Raw genomic sequence first — 26,315 nt, 5'->3', positions numbered from 1 at the left:
TACTCCCCCACCAGCGAACTCGGCAAAATCACCAAATCCACCCCCATGGGCTCCCTCGACGCCCCCTTCAACCCGGTCTCCCTGGCCATCGGCGCGGAAGCCTCCTTCGTGGCCCGCACCATCGACTCCGACCGCACCCACCTCACCCACGTGCTGCGCCAGGCGGCCGAACACCCCGGCACCGCGCTGGTGGAGATCTACCAGAACTGCAACATCTTCAACGACGGCGCCTTCGAAGCCCTCAAGGACAAGGACCAGGCCCAGGAAGCGGTCATCCGCCTCGAACACGGCGCACCGATCCGTTTCGGCGCCGACCAGTCCCAGGGCGTGGTGCGCGATGCGGCCACCGGTGACCTGAAAGTCGTCACCGTCACCGACGCCAACCAGGCCGACATCCTCGTCCACGACGCCCACGCCACCTCACCCACCACCGCGTTCGCCCTGTCCCGCCTCGCCGACCCCGACACCCTCCACCACACCCCCATCGGCGTCTTCCGCTCCGTGGACCGCCCCGTCTACGACACCCTGATGGCCGACCAACTCGACACCGCCATCGAACAGAACGGCAAAGGCGACCTCGCCACCCTCCTCACCGGCAAGGACACCTGGACCGTCATCGGCTGAACCACCCACCCGAGAACCGGGTGCCCGGCCGGGGAGTCTGCATGGACCCCGGGCCGGACACCCGCTCTCATAGAGGGATGGACCGTCTCGCGTACCGCGTCAAGCGACGCCTGCTCGGCAAGCCCCTCACCACCGAGCGCGTCAGCGAGGAGAAGCTCGACAACCGGACAGCGCTCGGTGTCCTCGCCTCGGACTGCGTCAGTTCGTCCGCGTACGGCTCCGAGGAGATGCTCCGGGTTCTGGTCCCGGTGGCGGGGGCGGCCGCGTTCTCCCTGCTCATGCCCGTGACCGGGGCGATCCTGCTGGTTCTGCTCCTGCTGACGCTCTGCTACAGCGACGTCGTCATGATCTACACCCGGGCCGGTGGCTCCTACGTCGTGGCCCGCGAGAACTTCGGCCCGACCGTCGCGCAGATCGCCGCGGTCGCCCTGCTCGTCGACTACATCGTGACCGTCGCCGTGCAGGTCTCGGCCGGCACCAACGCGATCGTGTCCCTGGCACACCTGGTCAGCGGCGGCCCGACCGTCATGGACCACCTCCAACTCCCCATCTCCGCCGGGGTGATCCTCTTCCTCGCGTACGGGAATCTGCGCGGGGTGCGCGAGGCGGGGCGGCTGTTCGCGCTGCCCGCCTATCTGTTCATGGCGGCGGTCGGCCTCGTGCTCGTCGTCTCCGCCGTGCGCGGCCTGACCGGCGGGCTGCCCCGGGCCGATCTGCACGCGCCGGGCGTGATCCCGGTGGGCACCCCGGCCGACGGCTGGCTGTACGGGGCCTCGCTGTTCATCGTGCTGCGCGCGTTCGCCAACGGCGGCTCCTCGCTGACCGGCCTGGAGGCTATCTCCAACGGCATCTCGGCGTTCCGCGAACCCCAGGGCCGCAACGCCCGGCGCACCCTGATCACGATGAGCTGCGTCCTGGGCGTCCTGGTCCTCGGCGTCTCGACGCTCGCCCACTTCACGCACGCCGTGCCGTATCGAGACGGAACCCCGACCGTCATCGCGCAGGAGGCCCACTTCGCCTTCGGCGGCGGGCCGCCCGGGACGGTGGGCCTGGTCTTCGTGCAGCTCGCCACGGCCCTGGTGCTCTACACCGGCGCCAACACCCCCTTCACCGGCTTCCCGTTCCTGGCCAGCTTCGTGGCCGAGGACCGGTTCCTGCCGCGGCAGTTGACCCGCCGCGGCCACCGCCTGGCCTTCTCCAACGGGATCATCGCGCTCACCGTGGTGGCCATGGCCCTGCTCCTGGTGACCCGCGCGAGCGTGGACAAGCTGGTGGCGCTGTACGCGATCGGGGTGTTCACCGCGTTCACGATGGCCGGGTCCGGGCTCACCGCCTACCACTGGCGACGGCGCGAGCGGCACCGGCGGCTGAAGATCGGCGTCAACGCGGTGGCGGCCGTGGTCTCGGCGGCGGTCGTCGTCATCTTCGCCGTCACCAAGTTCACCGAGGGCGCCTGGCTGGTGGTCGTCGTCTTCCCGCTCGGCGTGTGGGCGCTGACCCGCATCAACCGCGAGTACCGGCGGGAGGCGGCGGCGCTCGACGCCATCCAGTCCCCGGGGGCCGATCTGCCGCGCGCCAGGCGGCACTTGGTGTTCGTCCTGGTCGAGACGCTCGACCTCGCGACCCTCAAGGCCCTGCGGTACGCGCACGAGGTGCGGCCCGACGAGATCAGGGCCGTTCACTTCGCGATCGACGAGGCGCACGCGCGGCGGTTGGCCGCCGCCTGGGAGGCGACGTCCGCCACCTCGGTGCCGCTGGAGGTGGTGGCGTGCCCCGACCGGCGGCTGCGGCACGCCATGGTGGAACTGGCCGGGCGCACCACCGAGGACGGCGCGACCTCGCTGACCGTCCTGGTCCCCCGGCGCCTCTACACCAACGCGCTGGGCAAGCTGCTGCACCGGGGCACCGCCGAGGAGATGGCCAAGGCGCTGGAGCACCTTCCGTCGGTGGCGGTGACCATCCTGCCCTTCGACGTGTCGCGCGCCCTGCACGCCCTGGAGGCGGGCCGCTCGCCCCAACCCGACTGAGCTATCCGGCAGTTGATTCTTGCGCCGCGTCGTACGCGGCGCGCGCACGCCGCACGTCGTCCATCCGCACCCCGGTCCAGCGGGCGAGGGCGCGGACCTGCTCGGCGGCCTCGCGGCCGAGCGGGGTGATCGAGTAGTCGACGCGGGGCGGGATCACCAGCTTGGCGTCGCGGAGCACGAAGCCGTCGCGCTCCAGCGTCCGCAAGGTCTGGGCGAGCATCTTCTCGCTGACCGTGCTGACCTTGCCGATCTCGCGGCGCAGCTCGCTGAAGCGGTACGAGCGGTCGAGCAGCGCGTCCAGCACCAGGACGCCCCACCGGCTGGTGACGTGCTCCAGGACGAGCCGGTGCGGGCACATCTCCTCGCGCCGGGCCCAGCTCTCGCTATCCCTTACTCCCATACCAGTACCTTACTTCAAAGTGGGTACTTACGAAAGGTTAGCGCTCTCCGTAGGGTGGACGCCGAAGCACAGGAACCACCCCTTCCCCCTGAGGAGATCTCATGAGCATCGTCGTCACCGGAGCCACCGGAGCCCTGGGCCGTCTCGTCGTCGACGAGCTGCTCGCCCGGGTCCCGGCGAGCGAGATCGTCGCCGTCGTCCGCGACAAGGAGAAGGCGGCCCCGCTCGCCGCGCGGGGCGTCGAGCTCCGCATCGCGGACTACAGCGAGCCCGCCACCCTGGCCGGGGCCTTCCGGGCCGGCGACCGGGTGCTGCTGATATCCGGCAGCGAGGTCGGGCAGCGCGTGCCGCAGCACACGGCGGTGATCGAGGCGGCGAAGGCGGCGGGCGTGGCCCAGCTCGCCTACACCGGCATCCTCGGCGGCCCGGACGCCGACTTCGCCCTCGCGGCCGAGCACAGGACCACCGAGCGGCTGATCCTCGACTCGGGGCTGCCGTACACGTTCCTGCGCAACGGCTGGTACACCGAGAACTACACGGCGAACCTCGCTCCGGTCCTGGAACACGGCGCGGTCGTCTCCAACGCGGGCGAGGGCCGGATCGCCTCGGCGGCCCGCGCCGACTACGCGGCGGCCGCGGCCGCGGTGCTGACCGGGGAGGGCCACCTGGGCCGGGCGTACGAGCTCAGCGGCGACGTGGCGTGGTCGCTCGACGAGTACGCCGCCGAGGTCGCGGCCGCCTCCGGCAAGTCGATCGCGCACACCTCCGTCGCCCCCGAGGCCCACCTCGCCGTGCTGACCGGCGCGGGCCTGCCCGCCGCCTTCGCGGAGATCCTGGTCGACGTCGACCTCGCCATCGAGCGCGGCCTGCTGGCCGCCACCCCGGGCGACCTGGCCCGTCTGATCGGCCGCCCCACCACCCCGATGGCCACCACGGTCCGGGCCGCGCTGGCCGCGTGAGCCCCGGTCGCGTACGCATTCCGAACCGTCAGGACCGTATCGCGGTACGGGCATGACACCACGGGCCCTTCGGCGCTACCTTCTGCTGGATCGCGCGCACAGGGAGGGCCAGTGGCCAAGGACTCGGCAGGACAACAGCGGACCGGACTGCTCTACGGAATCGGCGCGTACGGGATGTGGGGCCTTGTCCCCCTGTTCTGGCCGCTCCTCAAGCCCGCCGACGCCATCGAGATCCTGGCCCACCGCATGGTGTGGTCCCTCGCCCTGGTCGCCGTCGCACTGATCGCGATGCGCCGCTGGGCGTGGATCGGCGAGCTGGTGCGCCGCCCGCGCAGGCTCGGCCTGATAGCCGTCGCCGCCGTCGTGATCACGGTCAACTGGGGCGTCTACATCTGGTCGGTCAACTCCGGCCACGTGGTGGAGGCGTCCCTCGGCTATTTCATCAACCCGCTCGTCACCATCGCGATGGGCGTGCTGATCCTGAAGGAACGGCTGCGCCGGGCCCAGTGGATCGCGGTGGGGATCGGCGCCGCGGCCGTGATCGTCCTGACGGTGGGCTACGGGCGGCCGCCGTGGATCTCGCTGACGCTGGCGTTCTCGTTCGCCACGTACGGCCTGGTGAAGAAGAAGGTGAACCTCGGCGGGCTCGAATCCCTGGCCGCCGAGACCGCCGTGCAGTTCCTGCCCGCGCTGGCCTACCTGCTGTGGCTGGGAGGGCAGGGGCGGGCCACCTTCGCGAGCGAGGGCGCCGGGCACGCGGCGCTGCTGGCCGCGACGGGCGTGGTGACCGCGATCCCGCTGATCTGCTTCGGCGGCGCCGCGATCCGGGTGCCGCTCTCGACGCTGGGGCTGCTCCAGTACCTGGCCCCGGTCTTCCAGTTCCTGCTCGGCATCGCGTACTTCCACGAGGCGATGCCCCCCGAGCGCTGGGCGGGCTTCGCGCTGGTGTGGCTGGCCCTGACGATCCTGACCTGGGACGCGCTGCGCACCGCCCGGCACGCCCGCAGGGCCCTCGCGGCGGCCATGGCGAACGTGCCGGCGACCGGCATCCCGAGCGGCCGCGACGAGCCGAGGGCGGACCTGCCGGAGACACCGCGGCCGTCCTAGACCCCCTGCACGGTGAACCGCCGACGGTACGCCGAGGGGCTGAGCCCGGTCTCGCGGCGGAGCCGGGCGCGCAGATTGGCCGACGTGCCCAGGCCGCTGAGCCGGGCGACCCGGTCGAGGCCGGGCTCACCGCGCTCCAGCAGCCGGCAGGCGAGGGCGACCCGTTCCGCGGTGAGCCAGGCCAGCGGGGTGGTGCCCAGCTGCTCCTGGAACCTGCGGTGCAGGGTCGCCGGGCTGACCGCGGCGCGGTGCGCGAGGTCGGCGACGGTCAGCGGCTGGTCGAGCCGTTCCTGTGCCCAGGCGAGCACGCCGCCCAGCGAGGTGTCGCGGGTCGCGGGCACCGGCCGCTCCACGAACTGGCGCTGCCCGCCGTCCCGGTGGGCCGCGAAGACGAGGCGCCTGCTGACCGCGTTGGCGACCTCCGCGCCGTGGTCGGACCGGATGAGCCGCAGCCCGAGGTCGAGGGCGGCGGCGCTGCCCGCGGCGGTGTGGACGTTCCCGTCCGCCACGAACAGCACGTCGGGCTGGAGCAGCACGTTGGGGTGGCGGTCGGCGAAGGCCCGGGCCCAGCGCCAGTGCGTGGTGGCCCGCCGGCCGTCGAGCACCCCGGCCGCGGCCAGCGTGAAGGCACCGGTACAGAAGCTGACGAGCCGCGCGCCCCGCTCCGCCGCGTCCCGCACGGCGTCGAGGACGGCCGGGGTGGGGGTGGCCAGGGGGTCGGGCCGGTTGGGCACGATGACGGTGTCGGCGCCGCCCACCGCCTCCAGACCGGCCACGCCGGACAGCGTGAACATGCCGTTGTGCATGCGGACGGAGGGCTCGGCCGAAGCCAGGGCGAAGTCGTACCAGGGCCGGGCGAGCTCCGGTCTGCGCAGCCCGAACAGCTCGGTGGCGACGCCGAGTTCGAAGGGGTTGGACCCCTCGTCGACGATGACCACGACCCGGTGGGGCGCGGTGGCCCGCCGGGCGCGGGGGACGCCCGACGCGTGGTGAGAGGATCCTTTCGCCATACGCGATTCCTAGCACTCGCGGGGCCGCCGCGCCAGGCGTGACGATGAGGCCATGAATCCCGAACCCGCCCGTGGCGAACCCCTCCTGCTCTCCACCGCGCTCGCGGGGTTCGAGGCCCTGTGGAGCCCTCGGATCGTCGCCCAGGTGAACGACTACGACGTACGGATCGCGAAGGTCGCGGGCGAGCACGTCTGGCACGCGCACGATGACACGGACGAGTTCTTCCTGGTCCTGGAGGGCGAGTTGACGATCGCACTGCGGGAGGACGGTGAGGAGAGGGAGGTCGCGCTGGCGCGCGGGGCCGTGTTCGTGGTCCCCCGCGGCACGGAGCACAAGCCGTCGTCCGCGGCGGGGGCGTCGCTGCTGCTCTTCGAGCCGACGGGAACGCTGACCGTGGGCGACCGCCACGACCCGCTCCCACCCCACGTGGACGCCACCCGAGGCCACACCCTCCCCTGACCCCCCGGGGCTCCGCCCCTGGACCCTGGGTGCGCGTGGGCGAACGGCGCCGCGCGGATCACCGATGGCGCAGTTCCCCACGCCCCTTGGGTGGGCGGGTGCCCGCCTGCGGTCCGCGCGACCGCCCACGCAACTCCCGGCACCCCCAACCCCCTTCGTCCGCGCACCGTGCGTGGCTGCTCGCGCAGTTCCCCGCGCCCCTGAACACCCGCCTTCGTCCGCCGACCATGCGTGGTTGCTCGCGCAGTTCCTCGCGCCCCTTAGCAGCACCGGTGCTGGCCTGCACGGGCATCTTCAGCCCGTCCGGCGTTTGAGGACGAGCGCCGTTCAGGCGCGAACGGGGTCCGGGGCGGAGCCCCGGGAGGGGTGCAGGGGACGCAGTCCCCGCCGGGGGCCTGGGGGCGCAGCCCCCCGGAAGCTGAACCCTCCGACTGCGGAAAAAGGGGGTGCTCCCGACGACCCACCCCAGATAGCGTGAGCCGCATGTACTCGTACTACTTCTTCCGCTGACCCCCGCCCCGCGGCCCCCCACGCGCCCCGGCCCCCCAGAGCCCGCGCGGGCGCCGCGCTGCCCAGCGTCAGGAAGAAGACCCCGAGTACCCCCAGGGAACCCTCATGCGCCCGCGCGCGAACACCCCCTCCCAGCTGACCCTCACCCACGCCTCGAAGGCGTACGGCGACCGCCAGGTCCTCGACGACGTCTCGCTCACCGTCCGCCCCGGCGAGAGGGCCGCCGTCATCGGCGAGAACGGCTCCGGCAAGTCGACCCTGCTGCGGCTGCTCGCCGGTGCCGAGCGGCCGGACACCGGAGAGGTCACCGCCGTCTTCCCCGGCGGCACCGGCCACCTCGCCCAGACCCTCGACCTCCCCCCGGACCGTACGGTCCAGGACGCCGTGGACCTCGCCCTCGCCGACCTCCGCTCCCTCGAAGCGGACATCCGGACGGCCGAGACTCGCCTCGCCGACGCCACGGAAGCCGAACTCACCGCGTACGGCGACCTGTTGGCCGCGTACGAGCAACGCGACGGCTACCGCGCCGACGCCCGTACCGACGCCGCCCTGCACGCCCTCGGCCTCGCTCGCGTGACCCGCGACCGCCCGCTCGGCTCGCTCTCCGGCGGCGAGCAGTCCCGGCTGGCGCTGGCCTGCGTGCTGGCCGCAGCCCCCGAGCTGCTGCTGCTCGACGAGCCGACCAACCACCTGGACCGCCACGCCACCGACTGGCTGGCGGAGCAACTCCGTGCCCACCGGGGCACGTTGGTGGTGGTCACCCACGACCGCGCCTTCCTCGAACGCGTCTCGACGACGATCCTGGAGGTGGACCGGGACCTGCGCACCGTCGTCCGGTACGGCGACGGCTGGGCCGGATACCGTACGGCCCGGGCCGCCGCCCGGCGCCGCCGGGAGCTGGCCCACCAGGAGTGGTGCGAGGAGCTGGCCCGTACCCGGGAGCTGGTCGACGCCGCCGGGCAGCGGCTCGCCGCCACCGGCAAGGACCCGCGTCAGGGTTTCGGCAAGCACCGCCGCTCCTCGGAGTCCAAGCTGTCCGGGCAGGTCAGGGCGGCCAGGACGCGGCTCGAGCAGTTGGAGCGCGAGCCGGTCGCGGCCCCGCCGCCGCCCCTGCGGTTCAGCGCCCGTCTCACCACGGCGGCGGCCGCCCCCGACGGCCCGCTCGTCGAGCTGACCGGGGTGAAGGTCGGCGGCCGCCTCCACGTGCCCGGCCTGACCATCAAGCCGGGCCGCCGCCTCCTCGTCTCCGGCCCCAACGGCGCGGGCAAGACCACCCTGCTCCGCGTCCTCGCGGGCGATCTCACCCCGGACGAGGGCGAGGTGCGCCGCGCCACGCCCCATGTCGGCTACCTGGCACAGGAGTTGGACCATCGCGCCACCTCCCTCCCGCTGCTCGACGCGTACGCCGCCGGCCGGGCCGGACTGCCCGAGGAGCACGCCGAGGAGCTCCTCTCCCTCGGTCTGTTCCGGGAGGAGGACCTGGCGGTGCCGGTCGCGCGGCTCTCCGTCGGGCAGCGGCGGCGGCTCGAACTGGCCCGCCTGGTCACCCGCCCCGCCGACCTCCTCGTCCTGGACGAGCCGACGAACCACGTATCGCTCGCGCTGGTCGAGGAGGTGGAGCAGGCGCTGGCCGACTACCCGGGGGCGATCGTCGTGGTCTCGCACGACCGCCGCTTCCGGTCCTCCTTCACCGGCGACCGGCTTGAGTTGAGCGCCGGGGCACCGGTGGGCTGACCCCGCCCCCGTCGGCCACGGTGTCCCGTCCCGCGCGACGGGACACCGCCGCCCGGCTATAAACGAACACATGACCCTGCACTGGAAACTCGTCGTCGACGCCGCCGACCCGCACGCTCAGGCCGACTTCTGGGCCGCCGCCCTCGGCTACGAGGTCGAGGACAACAGCCTGTTGATCAACCGGCTCCGCTCGGCCGACGCGATCGGCCCGGAGCTCACCCTGGAACGCGGCGGCCGGATCGCCTTCCGCGATCTGGTCGCCGTCCGGCATCCGGACGATTCCTACGACCCCGAGAGCGGCACCGGGCTCGGTCGGCGCATCCTGTTCCAGCGGGTTCCGGAGGCGAAGACGGCGAAGAACCGGCTGCACATCGACGTCCACGCGGCACCCGGCACCCGGGAGTCCGAGGTCAGCCGCCTCACCGGAATGGGGGCGAGCGTGCTGCGCCAAGTGCGGCAGCCCGGCGGCGAGTTCACGGTCATGTCCGACCCCGAGGGAAACGAGTTCTGCGTCCAGTAGCGAGCGAGCACGACCTGGGCCTCGGGGTTGCTCGGCATACCGCCCTTGACCCATCCCTCACCGATCGCAGGACACCGGCCACCTCGACAGCGGGAGCCTCACCTTCCGAGGCCCGGGCCTCTCTCGAATGACGCCCGGGTCTCTGTCCCGGAGGCCCGACCCTCCCCTCGAATGACGCCCCGGCCTCCCGCCCCAGGAAGTTCGGAGCATCCCGCGCACGACGTCCCAGTCGCTCCCCGAATGACGCCCGAGCCGCCCTTCGGAAAACCCGACACCGAAAGCATGCATGTGCATATACTGCACGCGCATGCTTTCAACGGGGCACGCGCGCACCGGATTTCGGGTTGGCACACGGAGGGGACCATGGCCCGCGACTTTCTCTTTCTGCTCGGCAGCACACGCAGCGGCGGCAACACCGAGGCGCTCGCCCGGCAGGCCGCCGAGCAGCTCCCGGCGGGCGACACGGCCCGCTGGCTGAGCCTCGCCGACCTCGAACTCCCCACCTTCCGCGACCTGCGCCACACCGACGAGCGCGTCCAGACCGCCCCCACCGGGAACGCGGCGACGCTCCTGGAGGCGACGCTGGCCGCGACCGATCTGGTGATCGCCTCGCCGCTGTACTGGTACAGCGTCTCCACCCCGGTCAAGCACTACCTCGACCACTGGGTGACCTGGCTCTACGCCCCCGAGCTCGACTTCAAGCAGCGCATGGCGGGCCGCACCCTGTGGGGCGTGACCGCGCTCGCCGGCACGGACCACTCGGTGGCGGAACCCCTGGTGGGGACCCTGCGGCACTCGGCCGCGTACATGGGCATGAACTGGGGCGGGGTGCTGCTCGGTTCGGCCGTGCGGCCCGGGGAGATGGCGCGCGACACCGAGGCCGCCGCCCGCGCGAAGACCTTCTTCAGCTCGACGCCGGAGCCCGCAACGCGCGCATGACATGGTCCACCAGCGTCTCGATCCGCTCCGGCCCGGGCAGCGGGCGGCCGAGCGCGTGGCGGTAGTAGAGCGGCCCGTAGAGCATCTCCACGGCCAGCGGAAGGTCGGCGTCCGGGGGCAGTTGGCCCTGCTCCTGGGCGCCGCGCAGGCGCTCGTACACCAACGCGACCCGGGGGATGACGAGTTCGTCGTTGACCGCCCTGGCGAGGCGCTCGTCGTGCAGCACCTCGGAGAGGATCCCGCTGTACGCCGGGCCCACCACGGGCGAGGTGAACAGGCGCACCAGGCTGCCGATGTGGGTGCGCAGATCGGCCGCGATGTCGCCGGTGTCGGGGAACGGCGAGTCGCTCACCACGAGTTCCGTCACCGCGTCGAGCAGGACCGCGCCCTTCGTCGGCCACCAGCGGTAGATCGTCTTCTTGCTCACGCCCGCGCGGGCCGCGATCGCCTCGATGGTGACCTTGCCGTAGCCGTTCTCCGCGCACAGTCCGAGCGCGGCCGCCAGCGTCGCCTGGCGCGATCTCTCGCTGCGGCGTCTGGATCCCGGGGCCGATGCGGACGAGGTGATCATGCCCTCACTCTACGAGCACGCCCGGAATCGGATTGACAGTCGAGCGCGCGGCTCCAACAATGACGCAGGAAACGGAACGTGTCGTGTCGAGCCGTCACGGGGGTCGGCTCGCACGACCGGTCCGTTCCGGACACGTCATCCGCCGTTCCCGGCCCTCATGCCGTGATGTCCTTCGTCGTGAAGCGGGCCCACGCCGCCGAGCCGAAGACCGCGACGTACAGGGCCTGGAGCTCGAAGTTCTTCACCAGCTGGTCCCAGTAGACGGGCTCGCGCAGCACGTCCGCGAAGGAGAGCCAGTAGCGCGGGAAGAGGTAGGGCTGGATCGCGTGCAGCTGCGGTATCTGGCCCAGGATCTGGACCGTGATCAGCAGCCCGACGGTCGAGGCCATCGCCGCGATCCCGCTGTTGGTCAGCGTCGAGATGAACAGGCCGAGCGCGGCCATCCCGGCCAGTGAGACGGCGACCACCACGGCGATCGCGACCGCCCGCAGCAGTCCGTCCGCGAAGGAGATCTGCGTGCCGGAGATCGTGGTGACCTCGCCCAGCGGGAAGAGCAGCGCGCCGACCGCGAGCGCGGAGACGGCCACCGCGAGCGTGGCGATCAGGCAGAAGGCGAGCACCGAGGCGTACTTGGCGAACAGCAGCCGGGTGCGGCCCGCCGGGGCGACGAGCAGATAGCGCAGGGTGCCGGAGTTGGCCTCGCCCGCCACCGCGTCGCCCGCCACCACCCCGACCGCCATCGGCAGGAAGACCGGCAGCGTGGCCGCGAGCGCGGCGAAGACGAGGAAGAGCCCGTTGTTGGTGACCTGCGCGACGAAAGCCGGGCCGTCCGCTCCGCCGCCGCGCCCGCCTCCCCCGCCGCCCCTGGTGTCGGCCTTCACCGCGATGCCGATGAGGACGGGCACGGCGGCGAGCACCCCGAGCAGCGCGAGCGTGCGCCAGCGGCGCAGCACGGTGACCAGCTCGGAGCGGAACAGCCCGAACGACCACAGGACGCTCGGGCCGCGCTCGGGCGCGGGCCGCGCGTCCGGTCCCGGCACGTCCACGGCCTCAGCCCGCGACATCGAAGCCCTCCCCGGTCAGTGCGACGAACGCGTCCTCCAGGGAGGCCCGCTCGGCCGCGAAGCCCCGCACCCGCACCCCGGCCCGCACAAGCTCGGCGTTGACGTCCGCCAACTCCACGTCGTCGGGCGGCAGTTCGGCGGTGACGCGGTCGTCGCCGACCACCGTCACATCGGCGATGCCCCGTTCCTTGAGCAGCCGGGCCGCCGCCCCGGTGTCGGGGGTGGTGACCGCGAGCCGGCCGCGTGCGTTGGCGGCGAGCTCGGCCACCTCGCCCTGGACGACGAGGCGGCCCTGGTTCATCACCGCCGCGTGCGAGCAGACCTGCTCGATCTCGTCGAGGAGGTGCGAGGAGAGGAAGACGGTCGTCCCGTCGTTCGCCAACTCCCGGATCAGCGAACGGATTTCGCGCATGCCCTGGGGGTCGAGCCCGTTGGTCGGCTCGTCCAGGACGAGCAGCTCGCGGCGCTGGAGCAGCGCCGCCGCGAGGCCCAGGCGCTGCTTCATGCCCAGCGAGTACGCCCGTGCCTTCTTGCCCGCGGCGGCCGTGAGGCCCACCCGGTCCAGGGCGGTCGTCACCCGGGCGGTGCGGGTGCGCGGGTCGGCGGTGGGGTCCGCGGCGTCGTAGCGCAGCAGGTTGTCCCGCCCGGACAGGAAGCCGTACAGGGCGGGGCCCTCGATGAGGGCGCCCACCCTGGGGAGCACGGTGCGGACGGCCTTCGGCATGGGGCTGCCGAGGACGCTCGCGGTGCCGGAGGTCGGCTCGATGAGGCCCATCAGCATGCGGATGGTGGTGGTCTTGCCGGAGCCGTTGGGGCCGAGGAAGCCGAACACGCTGCCGCGCGGGACGGTGAGGTCCAGCCCGTTCACGGCCAGCTGGCCGCCTCGGTACCGCTTGCTCAGGCCGTGCGTCTCGATGACCGATGGACTGTTCCCCACCCCGCCCCTTCCCGAACCGGGGGCCGTGCCCCGGGGCCCCGCTCCTCAGCTGCCGCAAAGGGCGCTCTTCGCCTGCCGGGTCGAGGAGGGGACAGGCCGTCCCCTCCTCGACCCTCTTGCCGTACAGCCGCGTCGGGCCTACTTGGCCGCGTTGGCCGCGTCGATCAGCGCGTCCTTCGTCACCGCGCCCACGTACACCTTGCCGTTGTCCGTGATCAGGGCGTTGACCAGGCGGGTCTTGAAGACCGTGCCCGAGCCGAACGGGCCCGAGGCCTTGTCGCCCAGCGAGTCCAGGAACTTCTGGGCGTCGCCGCCGCCCTTGCTCTTGTCCGCCTTCGGCATGCCCTTGCCGCCGGTGTCGAACTCGGCGATGGCGGTCCAGCCCTTGCCGATCACCTTGGAGTTCTTCGCGTTCTTGGCGTCACCGAAGCCGCCCAGACCGCCCGGCAGGCTCTGCTCGGGCTTGAACGTCTGCTTCTGCTTGCCGTCGTCCTCGGTGACCTTCGCGCCCTTGGGCGGGCTGAACGTGAAGGTGTCCGCCGACGGCTTCGAGAAGTCGACCTTGGTGAAGCCCGCGTCGACCACGGCCTTGCCGCCGCCGCTCGGCGCGAGCGTGAACTTCAGCGGCACACCGGTCTTGGCGTCCACCGCTATGCGGACCGAGCCGATCGTCGAGCCGGACTGCTTCGGCTTGATCAGGAGCTGGTAGGCGTCCCGCCCGGCCACCTGGGCCGTGCCGTCGACCGACACCGCGGTGGTCGGGTCGACGTTCTTCAGGAGCTGGTCGGCCAGCGCCTTCGGAGTGGTCGGAACGCCCTGCTCCGGGGCCTTCCCGCCGTGCTCCTTGGCCGCGTCGGCCGCGGACTTCTTCGAGTGGTACGCCTGGTTGGAGCCGCTGTCGTACGCCCAGACGTCGTTGCCGTTGTGGATCAGGCTGTACTCGGCCGCGTCCTCCAGGATCGACACCTTCTGGCGGTCGGGGCCGTCGGCCGCGACGCGCAGGGTGTGCGTGCCCGAGGCGAGCTCGGTGAGCTTCGCGTCCGGGGAGGCGGACTTCCCCGAGCCGCCGCCCTTCGGCGCGAGCGAGCCGAGGCTGCCGAGGCCGGGCAGCCCCAGGTCGGTCGTGATCTTCATCGTGCCGGAGAGCTGCTGCGTGTCCGACGCGGCCATCTTCTCGATGAGCTGCTGCGCGCTGATCGTCGGCAGACTGGGGTCACCGGATGCGGCGAGCGCCGGGACCAGCCCGATGGTCGCCGCCGCCACCCCCGCCACCCCGACCGGGACGAGATAGCGCGCCGCCTTGCGGCGGCCCGCGCCGAGGTCCCTGGCCTCGTCGGTGGCCTGTGCGCTGTCGTTCGGTGCCATGTGTGCCCTACCTCCGTGGTCGGCGGCGTCCGTCCGTCGTGCTCAGTTCCACCCCGCGCCGCCATTCTCACCCGAATTGGTCAGGAGTGGTGCTTCCAATCTGACCAAAATGGCCGCCCCGGCGCGTCAACCCCCGGGAGCAACCTCACGTACCTCTCTGGGATGACGGAACCCCGAGACGGCCAACCCGTCCAGTAGGGGTCGACGGGGGCCACCCTCCTGGGCGGACGGCGCCGGACACACAGCCGTGGCCGGAAATGAGTGCTCGGGCGGCCGGATCCGTACCCCTGGGTGAGAGCAAGCGGCACTACGAAGGGGGATCGCCATGCTCAGGACTCAGCGGTTCGCGGTGGGAGCGACGGCCGGAGCCTTCGTCATCGCGCTCGCCGTCGGCGGCTGCGGCAGTGGATCCGGCTCCTCCGCCCCCAGCCCGTCCACCGGCAGCTCCACCAACAGCTCGGCCCCGCCGTCCGCCGACACCCTCTCCACCGCCAAGGTCGACAAGGTCGGCACCGTGGTGGTCGACGGCAAGGGATTCGTGCTCTACCGCTTCGACAAGGACACCGCGAAGCCGACGCCCAGGTCGAACTGCTACGGCGCCTGCGCCGCCCAGTGGCCGCCCGCCCCCGCGACCGGCAGGGTCACGGTGAAGGGCGTCGACAAGTCCCTGGTCGGCACGGTCACCCGGACCGACGGCAGCAAGCAGCTGACCCTCGCGGGATGGCCGCTCTACCGGTACGCCAAGGACGACCAGCCGCACGAGGCGTACGGCCAGGGCGTCGGCGGCATCTGGTTCGCGGCGACGCCCACCGGTGCCAAGGCCGCGAGCGGCGACACCGGCACCACCTCGGGAGGAGGCTCGGGCTACTGACCCGCGGCCGGGGACCGGCGCCGGTCAGCCCGCGCGGTGGACGACCGCGTCGCAGAGCTCTTCGAGCGCGGACTTCGCGTACCCGGAGGGCAGCGGCGCCAGCGTGGCCCTCGCCTCCTCCGCGTACCGCACGGTGTCCCGGCGCGCCTGCTCAAGGGCCGGGTGGACGCGCAGCCGGCGCAGCACCTCGGCGTGCCGGGCGTCGTCGCTGAGGTCGCCGTCGAGCAGCGCCACGAGCTCCAGGTCGTCCGGGCGGCCGTCCCGGGCGGCCTGCGCCCGCAGGTGCAGGACGGGCAGCGTCGGGATGCCCTCGCGCAGGTCGGTGCCCGGGGTCTTGCCGGACTCGTGGGAGTCGCTGGCGATGTCCAGGACGTCGTCGGCGAGCTGGAAGGCGGTGCCCAGGCGCTCGCCGTACTGCGTGAGGATGTCGACGACCGACTCGTCGGCGCCGGACATCATCGCGCCGAACCGGCCGGAGACCGCGACCAGGGAGCCGGTCTTGCCGGAGAGCACGTCGAGGTAGTGGTCGACCGGGTCGCGCCCGTCGCGGGGGCCCGCGGTCTCCAGGATCTGGCCGGTAACCAGCCGTTCGAACGCCTCGGCCTGAATGCGTACGGCCTCGGGGCCGAGATCCGCCAGTATGTGCGAGGCGCGCGCGAAGAGAAAATCACCCGTGAGGACCGCGACGGAGTTGCCCCAGCGGGCGTTGGCGCTGTCCACGCCGCGCCGCACGTCGGCCTCGTCCATCACGTCGTCGTGGTACAGCGTCGCGAGGTGCGTGAGCTCCACGACCACCGCGGAGGGCACGACGCCCGGCGCGTACGGATCCCCGAACTGGGCGGCCAGCATCACGATCAGCGGGCGGAATCGCTTGCCACCTGCGCGGATGAGGTGCTGCGCGGCCTCCGTGATGAACGGGACCTCGCTCTTGGTGGCATCGAGCAGTCCCGCCTCGACAGCCGCCAATCCGGTCTGGACATCGGCTTCAAGTGCCTGGTCCCGCACGCTCAGCCCGAACGGCCCGACGACGGTCACGAGGGGTACTCCTGTCTGCTGACGATCACACGGATTGTCGATGTGTCGCTGCCTTCACTCAAGTCAGCGTATCGGGTCGCTGTTCGATCACCGTGGGCGCCTTCCCGTCACCCCTCGCGCGCAGTCCCTTGGACCCCGGTATGTTCTTGATCAGCTCATACGATCAGGAGTGGACCTTTTGTCCGGAACGATGACCGACACCCCCGGCGATCCGGCCGCCGAGCAGCCGCCCCCGCAGGACGACCACGCCTTTTTCGGTCAGCCCCGCGGGCTGCTCACCCTGTCCGGCCTGGAGGTCTGGGAACGCTTCTCGTTCCTCGGCATGCAGGCGATCCTCGTCCTGTACTTCGCCGACTCCGTCGCGCACGACGGCATGGGCATGGACGCGGCCACCGCCGCCTCCGTCTCGGCCGCGTACGGCACCCTCGTCTACCTGGTCTCGGTGGCCGGCGGCTGGCTCGCCGACCGCATCCTCGGCTCCTACCGCGCGGTCCTGTACGGCGGCGTCCTCATCGCCTGCGGCCACTACGCGATGGCCGTGCCCGCACCGGCGACGACCTGGGCCGGGCTCGGCCTGATCAGCGCGGGCACCGGCCTGCTCAAGCCCAACGTCGCCTCCATGGTCGGCAAGCTCTACCGCACCGACGACGAGCGGCGCGACGCCGGATTCGCGCTGTACTACATGGGCATCAACATCGGCGCCTTCCTCGGGCCGCTGATCACCGGCTGGCTCGGCGACCACAAGGGCTGGCACTGGGGCTTCTCGGCGGCCGCCGTCGGCATGACCTTCGGCCTGATCCAGTACGTCCTGGGCCGGCGCCACCTGGCCGGACGCAGGCACGCGGCCGAGTTCGCCCTGCCGCCCGAGGGCATGCGCCGCGCGGTCCGGCTCATGGCGCTCGGTGCCCTCGTCGTCGCGGCGCTCGCGGTGCTGCTCGCGCTCGGCGGCTGGCTGACGATGAGCCGCTTCGTCGACCTGCTGACCCTGATCTCGGTGATCGCGCCGGTCGTCTACTTCGCGGTGATGTTCGCGAGCCCCCGCGTCACCCACGAGGAGCGCGGGCGGCTGCGGCCCTACGTGGTGCTGTTCCTGGCCTCGGTGGCCTTCAACTTCATCCTGTTCCAGGCGTACTCGACGATGATGCTGCTCGCCTCCACCAACGCCGAGACCACCCTCCTCGGCTTCCACTTCCCGGCCGGCTGGTACGCCTCCGCGCTCGGCGCGTTCGAGGTGGCGCTCGCGCCGGTGGTGGCCGCCGTGTGGGCCCGCATGGGGCCGCGCCAGCCGCACGCCTCCAACAAGATCGCCTTCGGGGTGATCCTGGGCGGGCTGTCGTTCCTGCTGATGGTGGTGCCGACCGCCGGGCACGGCGGCGACACGTACAAGATGGCGGCCTGGTGGATCGTCGGCTCGTACCTGCTGCTCGGACTTGGCGACATCCTGCTCGAAACCTCCGGCATGTCGGCCACCACCAAGCTCGCCCCGAAGGCCTTCGCCAGCCAGACGATGTCGCTCTGGTTCCTCTCCCTCGCGCTCGCCAACGGCATCCAGGCCCAGACCGTGAAGGTGTACGGAAAGGTCTCCAACGCCGCCTACTTCGGCGTGAACGGCGCCGTCGCGGTGGCCGTCGGCGTCGCCGTGATCCTAGCCGCCCCCTGGCTCAAGCGCACCATGCACCCCGTCCACTGAGGTCGCCGCCATGCACATCCGCACCGAATTCCCGTACGAGACGCAGCGCGAGGACGTCCGGATCCCGCTGCCCGACGGCACGCTGCTCTACGCGCGCGTCTGGCGCCCGGTCACCGAGGAGCCCGTCCCCGCGCTGCTCGAATACCTCCCGTACCGGCTGACCGACTGGACGGCGCCGCGCGACTGGCAGCGCCACCCCTGGTACGCCGGGCACGGCTACGCCTCGGTGCGCGTGGACGTGCGCGGGCACGGCTGCTCCGAGGGGCTGCCGGGAGACGAGTACGACGCGACGGAGCTCGCCGACGGCGTCGCGGTCGTCAACTGGCTGGCCCAGCAGCCCTGGTGCACCGGCAAGGTGGGCATGTTCGGCATCTCCTGGGGCGGCTTCAACAGCCTCCAGATCGCCGCCCTGGCCCCCGAGCCGCTCAAGGCCGTCGTCACGGTCTGCTCGACCGACGACCGCTACGACAACGACGTCCACTACATGGGCGGTTCCGTGCTCGCCGTGGACATGCACGCCTGGGCGGCGACCATGCTGGCCTTCGTCTCGCGCCCGCCCGACCCCCTCTACGTCGGGGAAAAATGGCGGGAAATGTGGCTTGAACGGCTCGAAGCGGTGCGCCCATTCATCCACACCTGGCTCGCCCACCAGACCCGGGACGCCTACTGGAAGCACGGCAGCGTCTGCGAGGACTACGCCGCGATCGACGCGGCCGTCCTCGCCGTGGGCGGCTGGCACGACCCCTACCGGGACACGGTCCTCCGGCTGGTCGAGCACCTCCCCTCCGACCGGGTACGCGGCCTGATCGGCCCCTGGTCCCACCAGTACCCGGACCGCGGGCTGCCGCCCGGCCCCGCGATCGGCTTCCTCCAGGAGACCCTGCGCTGGTGGGACCACCACCTCAAGGGCGAGGAGACGGGCGTGATGAAGGAGCCGCTCCTGCGCTCCTGGATCAGCGAGTCGCACCCGCCCGCCACGGTCTACGCCGAGCTCCCGGGCCGCTGGGTCGGCGACCCCGCCTGGCCCTCGCCGCACGTCACCCCGGTCTCGTACGCGCTCCAGGGCCCGCCCGTGCGGGTGCGCTCGCCGCAGCACACCGGCCTGGACGCGGGCCGCTTCTTCCCCTTCGGGAACGACGCCGGCCTCCCCCCGGACCAGCGCGCCGAGGACGCCCACTCGGCGGCCTTCGACTTCCCGGTTCCGGCCGACTCGGGCCCCCTCGACGTCCTGGGCCGCCCCCGGGTCACGCTGAAGCTGCGCATGGACGTGCCGTTCGGACAGGCCGTCGCCCGGCTCTGCGACGTGGCCCCGGACGGCTCCTCCACGCTGGTCACGCGCGGCGTGCTCAACCTGTCGGCCCGCCACGGCAGGGACCGCGCGGCGGCCTGGCCCCTGGGCGCGACGGAAGAGGTGACCTTCGCCCTCAACGGCATCGGTCACTCCTTCCCGCCGGGCCACCGCATCCGGCTCGCGGTCTCCTCCGCGTACTGGCCGTGGATCTGGCCGCAGGCCGACTCGGTGGGCTTCACCCTCGACCCGGACGGCTCCTTCCTCCAACTCCCGCTGCGGGAGCGCACGTCGGACGACACGATCGCGTTCGCCGACCCCGAGCAGTCCGAGCCGCTCGGGGTCTCCTTCCCCGCCCCGCTGGACGAGCCGCGCCCCGAACGGCTCGTCGTCCGCGACGTGGCGAAGGGCGAGTGGCGCCTGGAGGTCGACCCGCGCTACGGCGGTACGCGGGTCTATCCGGACGGGCTCGAATTCACGGAGGACGCGAAGGAGACGTACACGATCCAGTCGGACGACCCGCTGTCCGCCCGGACCCGCTCCGAGTGGCATCTGCGGCTGCACCGGCCGGAGTCGGGGTGGGACGTGACGATCGACACGCGGTCCTCGATCGCGTGTGACGCGGCGGACTTCGTGACGTCGGACGAGGTGGTGTGCCGGGAGGGCGGCGAGGTGGTGTTCCACCGCACGTGGGAGCGCCGCATCCCCCGCGAAGCGGGCTGACCCCCTCCCCGCCGCGCGACCTGCGGGGGTTTCGTTCGGCTGCGGATCGTGCGTGGGCTGGTCGCGCAGTTCCCCGCACCCCTGGCAAGACCGCTGCCGCCCAGCATGAGCATCTTCAGCGGCGGAGCCGCAGGTCCTCAGGCGGCTGCCACCGAGGCAGCCAGCCGCGGTGAGGCGTACTCCGTGCCGCAGACGAACCGCATCACCGGCCCGAAGGACGACGCCGCGGGCAGCCCCGTGAAGTACAGGCCGGGGACGGTGGACTGGTAGCCCGCGTCCAGGACCGGCGCGCCCCGGGACGTGGACAGCTGGGTGCGCAGCCCGTGCCCCAGGAAGTCGAGCGCGGCCACGTCCATGCGGTAGCCCGTCGCCGCCATCACATGGTCCGCGGCCAGCTCCCGCTGCGCCCCCGTCCCCCCGCTGAGGGTGAGCACGGGCCGGCCGTCCTCGACCCGGGCCCGGACGATCCGGCGCCCCTCGGTCACCGCGACCTGCCCCGTGAAGCGGTCCCGCAGCCACCACGCGCCCAGCGGGCCCAGCACGTTGCGGACCAGGTAGTGCCGGGCGGGCGCGGGCAGGTGGCGGAAGTGGGTCGCGTGGTACGAGAAGGCGTACAGCGACCAGGCCCTGCCGAACGGCGAGTTGGGGCTGAAGCGGGGCTGCTGGTCGGGCGCCGCGCCGAACCGCACCGCCCCCGCCCCGCGCGCGACGACCCGTACGCTCGCCCCCGCCTCGGCCATCAACACGGCGTTCTCCAGGGCGGATTGGCCGGCCCCGATCACCAGCACCTCGCGCCCGGCGAAGCCGGACAGGTCGTGGTGCTGGGCGGCGTGCGAGACGGGGCCCGTCGCCGTGGGGCCGTCCGGGACCGCGGCGGCCAGTTCGCGCGGCAGCCGGGCAAGGCCCGACAGTCCGGTCGCGACCACCACGGCCCGCGCCTGGAAGCTCTCGCCGGAGTCCAGTTTCAGCGCGAAGCCCCCGTCGGACACGCGGTCCACCTCGACCACCCTGACCTGTTCCAGGTCGGGGAAGAGCCTGTCGGCGAACCACTGTCCGTAGGCCGCGAAGGTCTCCACCGGGATCAGGTCCCAGTCCGATTCGAGCCGCCGGGTCCCGGTGTCCGCGCAGAAGTCGAGCAGCCCGTGGCCGGGCTGGGGCGCGTCGATGCTGGAGGCGGCCGGCGTCGACTTGAGGATCATGCCCGCCGGCATGTGCTCCCGCCAGCTCACCATCAGCGAGCCGAAGACGCGGACGGGTATCCCCCGGGCGCGCAGATGGGCGGCGGCGGACAGGCCGAACGGCCCCGCGCCGATGACCGCCACCGGACGTGTCGAAGTGCTCACTCAGGGACCCCTTCCAGGAGAACGACTCGCCCCTGACGCGACGGCGACCGCCGTACGGACCAAGGGGGTTCGGCGCCGGATCGCGCCGGGTTACTTCGTCACGGCACGGCGGGAGCTCCGCCAGAGCCGGTACAGGTGCTGCGCCCCGGGACGGACGAAGCGGGCCATCATCGTGAAGAAGGGTCTGAGATCGTCCCCCGCGACCCAGGCGAATTCGGTGCCGGTCGGGCGCTCGGGCGCGTGGGGTGTGGTGTAGCCGCTGCGCCGGTAGGCGAGCAGCGCGGGCAGGTCGATGTTCTCGACCACGTAGCGCCGCCCGGCCGGCTGTTCGCCCTCCGGGACCCGGCGGCCGGTGAGGTGCAGGTGCTGGGCGCGGATCACGTCCACGCCGGACTCGCTCTCGAAGAGGCGGAACTGCGCGCCCATCCTGGGGTTGAAGTCCAGGAGCTTGTAGCGCCCGTCGCGCCGGTCGAAGCGCAGGTCGAGGTCGACGATGCCGGTGAAGCCGATGCGTTTGACGAACTGCTCGGCGAGGGCTGCGAGTTCCGGGTTGTCGACGACGTACGCGTTGGCCGTCATCCCGGCGTGCGGCGGCCAGGAGCGCACCTTCACTCCGGTGAACAGCGCGAGCGGGGTGGAGTGTTCGTCGAAGTAGGCGTGCACGATCCAGTCCTCGGCCTGCTCGCGCGGCAGGTACTCCTGGAGGATCACCCCGGGGCTCGCCCCCCAGCCGCGGGCCAGCGCGAGCAGGTGCGCGCCGTCCTCGATCCGGGTGGTGCCGGGCACGGCGGGGCTGCGCCGCCGCACGAAGGCCTCCCGGTTCTTGGCCACCACCGGGAAGCGGGCGTGCCGCGCGAAGTCCTCGACATCGGCGTACGTCTCGGGAAAGGCGGCCGCCGGGGACGGCACCCCGTGCTCCACGCACAGCTCGTGCAGCCCCTGCTTGCTGGCCAGGCGCCGGGGCAGGTCCGGCGCCACGGGCGGGAAGAGGAAGTGGCCGGCGAGCTCCTCCTGGTGCTCGGCGATCAGCACCGCGGCCTCTTCGTCGGTGGGGATCAGGACGGCGGGGCGGCCGATCCGCCGGCCGATCCCGAGCAGTCCCTCCACCAGCGCGGCCGGTTCCTCGACGCCGGTCGTCGGCCAGGGAAAGGCCCGCCTGAGGTAGCGGGACTGGGCGGCCGGGGTCCAGCGGTCCTCGGTGATCGCGTACATCGGCACCCCGAGTCTGCCCAGACTGCGGATGGCGCCGACCCCGCCGTGGTGCAGCGGATAGTTCCCGAACTTGACGATCAGTCCCGGTACGTCCCGGTCCGCCCTGAACAGCACGTTACTGCCCGACACCAGTCCCCCCTCGGGACAGAGAGCCCCCACAGCCCCGCAGGGACGCGCGACCCCCTCGGCGGGCGTGCCCCGGACAGAGACGCTAAGGGGGAACCCCCGCTTCCGGAGACGGAATTTCCGGACATTGCGAACTCTTTAGGCACTGCCGCCCCGCGCACCGCCGACGTAACGTGTGACCCACACCCGTGGAAAGCGAGGCAGGCACCGATGTCCGAGCAGAGCCCGCTCGAACTGGCCGAGGGCGATCCCTTCGGCCCGCACAATCTCCCCTACGGCGTCTTCTCCACGCCGGGCCATCCCGAGGACCGCAGGGTCGGCGTGCGCATCGGCGACCACGTCCTGGACGCGGGGGCGGCGGCGCACGCGCTGGGTTCGCCGTACGCGGCGCTCCTCGCCAAGCCGAGCCTCAACCCCCTGCTGGCGGCGGGGCGCACGGCCTGGCGCGATGTACGCCGGGCGCTCACCGCGTGGGTGACCGTGCCCGCCCACCGCCCGGTCATAGAGCCCCTCCTGCACCCGCTCGCCGAGGTGGAGCTGCACCTTCCGTACGAGGTCGCCGACTACGTCGACTTCTACGCGAGCGAGCACCACGCCACGAACGTGGGCCAGATCTTCCGCCCCGACGGCGCGGCGCTGACCCCCAACTGGAAGCACCTGCCGATCGGTTACCACGGCCGGTCCGGCACGGTCGTGGTCTCCGGCACGGAGGTCGTCCGCCCGCAGGGCCAGCGCAAGGCCCCGGCCGACCCGGCCCCGGTCTTCGGCCCGTCGGTCAAGCTGGACATCGAGGCGGAGGTCGGCTTCGTCGTGGGCACGCCGTCGCGGCTGGGCGAGCGGGTCGGGCTCGGCGCCTTCGACGACCACGTCTTCGGTCTGTTCCTCCTCAACGACTGGTCGGCGCGGGACATCCAGGCCTGGGAGTACGTGCCGCTCGGCCCGTTCCTCGGCAAGTCCTTCGCGACCTCGGTCTCGGCGTGGGTCACCCCGCTGGAGGCCCTCGCGGCGGCCCGGGTCGCTCCCCCGGCCCGCGACTTCCCCCTCCTGCCCTACCTGGACGACTCCGCCGAGGAGGTCCCGGGCGGCTTCGACCTGCGCATCACGGTGTCGATCAACGGCACGGTGGTGGCCGAGCCGCCGTTCGCCTCGATGTACTGGACGGCCGCGCAGCAGCTGGCCCACATGACGGTCAACGGCGCGTCGCTGCGGACCGGGGACGTGTACGGCTCGGGCACGGTCAGCGGCCCCGAGCGCGGACAGCGGGGCTCGCTCCTCGAACTCACGTGGAACGGTACGGAGCCGCTGGAGCTCCCCACCGGCAAGCGCACCTTCCTCGAAGACGGCGACGAGGTCGTCCTCACCGCCTGGGCGCCGGGGGCGCACGGGGTGCGGGTGGGCCTGGGCGAGGTACGGGGCCGGATCACCCCGTCGACCTGATCCCCCTTGCCCCGCCCCGCCCGGCTTGGACACCCCGCGGCTCCGCCGCGGGGCCTCGCGGGGGCGGGGCGGTCGGGCCGGGGGCGGGAATCGGCCCCGGGTTGTGGATAACTCCCGGGGTGTCGGCGGGGACGCCTATCGTTGCGAGGGTGAACGGTGAGGCAGTCGACGGACCAGCACGGGGGACAGAGCGATGAGCGCGACGGACGGAACGCGGACGGTGACCGCGGAGCCCGACACCGAGGCCCTCCAGACACTGCACCGGGTCTTCGGATACGAATCCTTCCGCGGCGCCCAGGGCGAGGTCATCGAGCACGTCGTGTCCGGTGGCGACGCGGTGGTCCTCATGCCGACCGGCGGCGGAAAGTCGCTCTGCTACCAGATCCCCGCCCTGGTCAGGCCCGGTACCGGCGTCGTGGTCTCCCCCCTCATCGCCCTGATGCAGGACCAGGTGGACGCGCTGCGCGCGCTCGGCGTGCGCGCCGGGTTCATCAACTCCACGCAGGACTTCGACGAGCGCCGCACCGTCGAGGCGGAGCTGCTCGCCGGCGAGCTCGACCTGCTGTACCTGGCCCCCGAGCGCCTGCGCGTGGAGGCCACGCTCGACCTGCTCTCCCGCGCCAAGATCTCCGTCTTCGCCATCGACGAGGCGCACTGCGTCGCCCAGTGGGGCCACGACTTCCGCCCGGACTACCTCGCCCTGTCCCTGCTCGGCGAGCGCTGGCCCGACGTGCCGCGCATCGCGCTCACCGCGACGGCCACGGACGCCACGCACCGCGAGATCACCCAGCGCCTCGGGATGCCGGAGGCCCGGCACTTCGTGGCGAGCTTCGACCGGCCGAACATCCAGTACCGGATCGTGCCGAAGAGCGACCCGAAGAAGCAGCTCCTGACGTTCCTGAAGGAGGAGCACGAGGGGGACGCGGGCATCGTCTACTGCCTCTCGCGGGCCTCGGTGGAGAAGACCGCCCAGTACCTGAGCGACCACGGGGTGCAGGCCGTCCCGTACCACGCCGGGCTCGACGCGGGGACGCGCGCGCTCAACCAGTCGCGCTTCCTGCGGGAGGACGGCCTGGTCGTGGTGGCGACCATCGCCTTCGGCATGGGCATCGACAAGCCGGACGTGCGGTTCGTGGCCCACCTCGACCTGCCGAAGTCGGTCGAGGGCTACTACCAGGAGACCGGCCGCGCGGGGCGCGACGGGCTGGCGTCGACGGCCTGGATGGCGTACGGGCTCCAAGACGTCGTCCAGCAGCGCAAGTTGATCCAGAGCGGCGAGGGCGACGAGGCGTTCCGGCGCCGCGCGGCCGCGCATCTGGACGCGATGCTGGCGCTCTGCGAGACCGCCTCGTGCCGCCGGGCCCAGCTTCTGGGCTACTTCGGCCAGGAGGCCGAGGCCGCGACCTGCGGGAACTGCGACACCTGCCTGACCCCGCCGCAGACGTGGGACGGCACGGTGGCCGCGCAGAAGGTGCTGTCCACCGTCGTACGCCTCCAGCGCGAGCGGGGCCAGAAGTTCGGCGCGGGCCAGATCATCGACATCCTGCTCGGCCGCAGGACCGCGAAGGTCATCCAGTTCGACCATGACGCGCTGTCCGTCTTCGGCATCGGGGAAGAGCTGTCGGAGGCCCAATGGCGGGGCGTGGTGCGGCAGTTGCTCGCGCAGGGACTGCTCGCGGTGGAGGGTGAGTACGGCACGCTGGTCCTGACCGGACCGAGCGCGGAGGTGCTGGGCGGCGGGCGCGAGGTCCGGATGCGGACGGAGCCGGAGAAGCCGGTGCGGGCGGCGCGCGGCGCGTCGAAGAAGTCCACCGTGGCGGCCGACCTGCCCGCTGAGGTGCTCCCGGTCTTCGAGGCGCTGCGGACGTGGCGCGCGGCCCAGGCGAAGGAGGCGGGGGTCCCGGCGTACGTGATCTTCCACGATGCGACGCTGCGGGAGATCGCGACGGTTCGGCCGGGGTCGATGGGGGAGCTCGGGGCGATCGGTGGGGTGGGTGAGAAGAAGCTGGCCACCTGGGGCGAGGAGGTCCTGGCCCTCCTCACCACCCTGCCCTAGCGGGGGGGGCTGGGCCCCCACGCCTGCCCCCGAAGTGCGCAGTTCCCCGCGCCCCTGAACCCGCTTACGGCTGCGGACCGTGCCCGCTTCTCGCGCAGTTCCCCGCGCCCCTCAACCCGCTTACGGCTGCGGACCGTGCTCGCTTCTCGCGCAGTTCCCCGCGCCCCTTGGCGGTACGGTGCTGGCCCAGGCTGGCATCTTCAGCCCGTCCGGCGATTGAGGACGAGCGCCGTTCAGGCGCGAATGGGGGTCTGGGGGCGGAGCCCCCAGGGTCCTTCCACCCCCGGAGAGGGGCGGGGTGGGGAGC

General features: G+C 72.4%; 21 protein-coding genes and 1 pseudogene. 13 read left to right on the top strand and 9 right to left on the bottom strand.

Annotation, left to right across the window (positions count from 1 at the left end; genetic code table 11):
• A pseudogene (locus AC07F3_RS35765) lies at positions 1-624 on the top strand (2-oxoacid:ferredoxin oxidoreductase subunit beta); the annotation flags it as partial.
• A gap of 77 nt (positions 625-701) precedes the next feature.
• Entirely contained in the window at positions 702-2,651 is a 1,950-nt protein-coding gene (locus AC07F3_RS35760) for an APC family permease (RefSeq protein WP_479118878.1), read from the top strand.
• Between the two features lies 1 nt (position 2,652).
• Here AC07F3_RS35760 and AC07F3_RS35755 read toward each other — a convergent pair whose 3' ends face one another.
• Positions 2,653-3,051 carry a winged helix-turn-helix transcriptional regulator gene (locus tag AC07F3_RS35755; RefSeq protein ID WP_479118877.1) on the bottom strand — a complete coding sequence of 133 codons (399 nt, stop codon included), beginning with the start codon at positions 3,049-3,051 and terminating at the stop codon, positions 2,653-2,655.
• A 101-nt stretch (positions 3,052-3,152) separates the two neighbouring features.
• Between AC07F3_RS35755 and AC07F3_RS35750 the strand changes: the two genes are divergently transcribed.
• A complete protein-coding gene (locus AC07F3_RS35750) occupies positions 3,153-4,010 on the top strand; it encodes an SDR family oxidoreductase (RefSeq protein ID WP_479118875.1) in 858 nt (285 codons plus the stop codon).
• A 111-nt stretch (positions 4,011-4,121) separates the two neighbouring features.
• A complete protein-coding gene (gene rarD, locus AC07F3_RS35745) occupies positions 4,122-5,117 on the top strand; it encodes an EamA family transporter RarD (protein WP_479118873.1) in 996 nt (331 codons plus the stop codon).
• Here rarD and AC07F3_RS35740 read toward each other — a convergent pair.
• Positions 5,114-6,127, bottom strand: coding sequence for a helix-turn-helix domain-containing protein (locus AC07F3_RS35740; RefSeq protein ID WP_479118872.1), 1,014 nt, complete (start codon positions 6,125-6,127; stop codon positions 5,114-5,116). The two genes, rarD and AC07F3_RS35740, sit on opposite strands and share 4 nt — an antisense overlap.
• Before the next feature lie 52 nt (positions 6,128-6,179).
• Here AC07F3_RS35740 and AC07F3_RS35735 point away from each other — a divergent pair, with 52 nt between their 5' ends.
• From AC07F3_RS35735 to AC07F3_RS35720, 4 genes are all read left to right on the top strand, one after another.
• The gene (locus AC07F3_RS35735; protein WP_479118871.1) at positions 6,180-6,587 is read left to right on the top strand and encodes a cupin domain-containing protein; all 408 of its coding nucleotides are present in this window, start codon (positions 6,180-6,182) and stop codon (positions 6,585-6,587) included.
• Positions 6,588-7,202: 615 nt separating this feature from the next.
• A complete protein-coding gene (abc-f, locus tag AC07F3_RS35730) occupies positions 7,203-8,831 on the top strand; it encodes a ribosomal protection-like ABC-F family protein (RefSeq protein ID WP_479118870.1) in 1,629 nt (542 codons plus the stop codon).
• Positions 8,832-8,901: 70 nt separating this feature from the next.
• Entirely contained in the window at positions 8,902-9,351 is a 450-nt protein-coding gene (locus AC07F3_RS35725) for a VOC family protein (RefSeq protein WP_479118869.1), read from the top strand.
• A 363-nt stretch (positions 9,352-9,714) separates the two neighbouring features.
• The gene (locus tag AC07F3_RS35720) at positions 9,715-10,290 is read left to right on the top strand and encodes a flavodoxin family protein (RefSeq protein WP_479118868.1); all 576 of its coding nucleotides are present in this window, start codon (positions 9,715-9,717) and stop codon (positions 10,288-10,290) included.
• Here AC07F3_RS35720 and AC07F3_RS35715 read toward each other — a convergent pair.
• From AC07F3_RS35715 to AC07F3_RS35700, 4 genes are all read right to left on the bottom strand, one after another.
• Positions 10,256-10,861 carry a TetR/AcrR family transcriptional regulator gene (locus AC07F3_RS35715; protein WP_479118867.1) on the bottom strand — a complete coding sequence of 202 codons (606 nt, stop codon included), beginning with the start codon at positions 10,859-10,861 and terminating at the stop codon, positions 10,256-10,258. The genes AC07F3_RS35720 and AC07F3_RS35715 overlap by 35 nt on opposite strands.
• A gap of 155 nt (positions 10,862-11,016) precedes the next feature.
• Positions 11,017-11,925: an ABC transporter permease gene (locus AC07F3_RS35710; protein WP_479118865.1), complete on the bottom strand. Its 909-nt coding sequence runs from the start codon at positions 11,923-11,925 to the stop codon at positions 11,017-11,019.
• The gene (locus AC07F3_RS35705) at positions 11,912-12,862 is read right to left on the bottom strand and encodes an ABC transporter ATP-binding protein (RefSeq protein ID WP_479118864.1); all 951 of its coding nucleotides are present in this window, start codon (positions 12,860-12,862) and stop codon (positions 11,912-11,914) included. Before AC07F3_RS35705 ends, AC07F3_RS35710 begins: the two co-directional genes overlap by 14 nt.
• A 138-nt stretch (positions 12,863-13,000) precedes the next feature.
• Positions 13,001-14,227, bottom strand: coding sequence for a LolA family protein (locus AC07F3_RS35700; protein WP_479118863.1), 1,227 nt, complete (start codon positions 14,225-14,227; stop codon positions 13,001-13,003).
• A gap of 325 nt (positions 14,228-14,552) precedes the next feature.
• Between AC07F3_RS35700 and AC07F3_RS35695 the strand changes: the two genes are divergently transcribed.
• Entirely contained in the window at positions 14,553-15,098 is a 546-nt protein-coding gene (locus AC07F3_RS35695) for a hypothetical protein (protein WP_479118861.1), read from the top strand.
• Positions 15,099-15,122: 24 nt separating this feature from the next.
• Here AC07F3_RS35695 and AC07F3_RS35690 read toward each other — a convergent pair whose 3' ends face one another.
• Complete coding sequence (locus AC07F3_RS35690; protein ID WP_479118860.1) at positions 15,123-16,133, bottom strand: polyprenyl synthetase family protein; 1,011 nt, start codon at positions 16,131-16,133, stop codon at positions 15,123-15,125.
• A gap of 190 nt (positions 16,134-16,323) precedes the next feature.
• On the opposite strand from AC07F3_RS35690, the gene AC07F3_RS35685 reads away from it, so the two are divergent.
• Positions 16,324-17,823: a peptide MFS transporter gene (locus AC07F3_RS35685; protein WP_479118858.1), complete on the top strand. Its 1,500-nt coding sequence runs from the start codon at positions 16,324-16,326 to the stop codon at positions 17,821-17,823.
• A gap of 10 nt (positions 17,824-17,833) precedes the next feature.
• Positions 17,834-19,834 carry a CocE/NonD family hydrolase gene (locus AC07F3_RS35680; protein WP_479118857.1) on the top strand — a complete coding sequence of 667 codons (2,001 nt, stop codon included), beginning with the start codon at positions 17,834-17,836 and terminating at the stop codon, positions 19,832-19,834.
• A gap of 137 nt (positions 19,835-19,971) precedes the next feature.
• Here AC07F3_RS35680 and AC07F3_RS35675 read toward each other — a convergent pair whose 3' ends face one another.
• Together AC07F3_RS35675 and AC07F3_RS35670 are read right to left on the bottom strand one after the other, a co-directional pair.
• Positions 19,972-21,177 (bottom strand): NAD(P)-binding domain-containing protein, encoded by a 1,206-nt coding sequence (locus tag AC07F3_RS35675; RefSeq protein ID WP_479118856.1) that lies wholly within the window; start codon positions 21,175-21,177, stop codon positions 19,972-19,974.
• A 90-nt stretch (positions 21,178-21,267) separates the two neighbouring features.
• Entirely contained in the window at positions 21,268-22,503 is a 1,236-nt protein-coding gene (locus AC07F3_RS35670; protein ID WP_479118888.1) for a carboxylate--amine ligase, read from the bottom strand.
• A 222-nt stretch (positions 22,504-22,725) separates the two neighbouring features.
• Here AC07F3_RS35670 and fahA point away from each other — a divergent pair, with 222 nt between their 5' ends.
• Positions 22,726-23,952, top strand: a complete 1,227-nt coding sequence (fahA, locus tag AC07F3_RS35665) for a fumarylacetoacetase (protein WP_479118855.1) — start codon at positions 22,726-22,728, stop codon at positions 23,950-23,952.
• Positions 23,953-24,145: 193 nt separating this feature from the next.
• Entirely contained in the window at positions 24,146-26,008 is a 1,863-nt protein-coding gene (gene recQ / locus AC07F3_RS35660; protein WP_479118854.1) for a DNA helicase RecQ, read from the top strand.
• Positions 26,009-26,315: the final 307 nt, after the last annotated feature.

The organism is Streptomyces sp. NPDC045846, from assembly GCF_056431605.1.
This window is presented reverse-complemented; position numbering and strand designations above follow the sequence as displayed.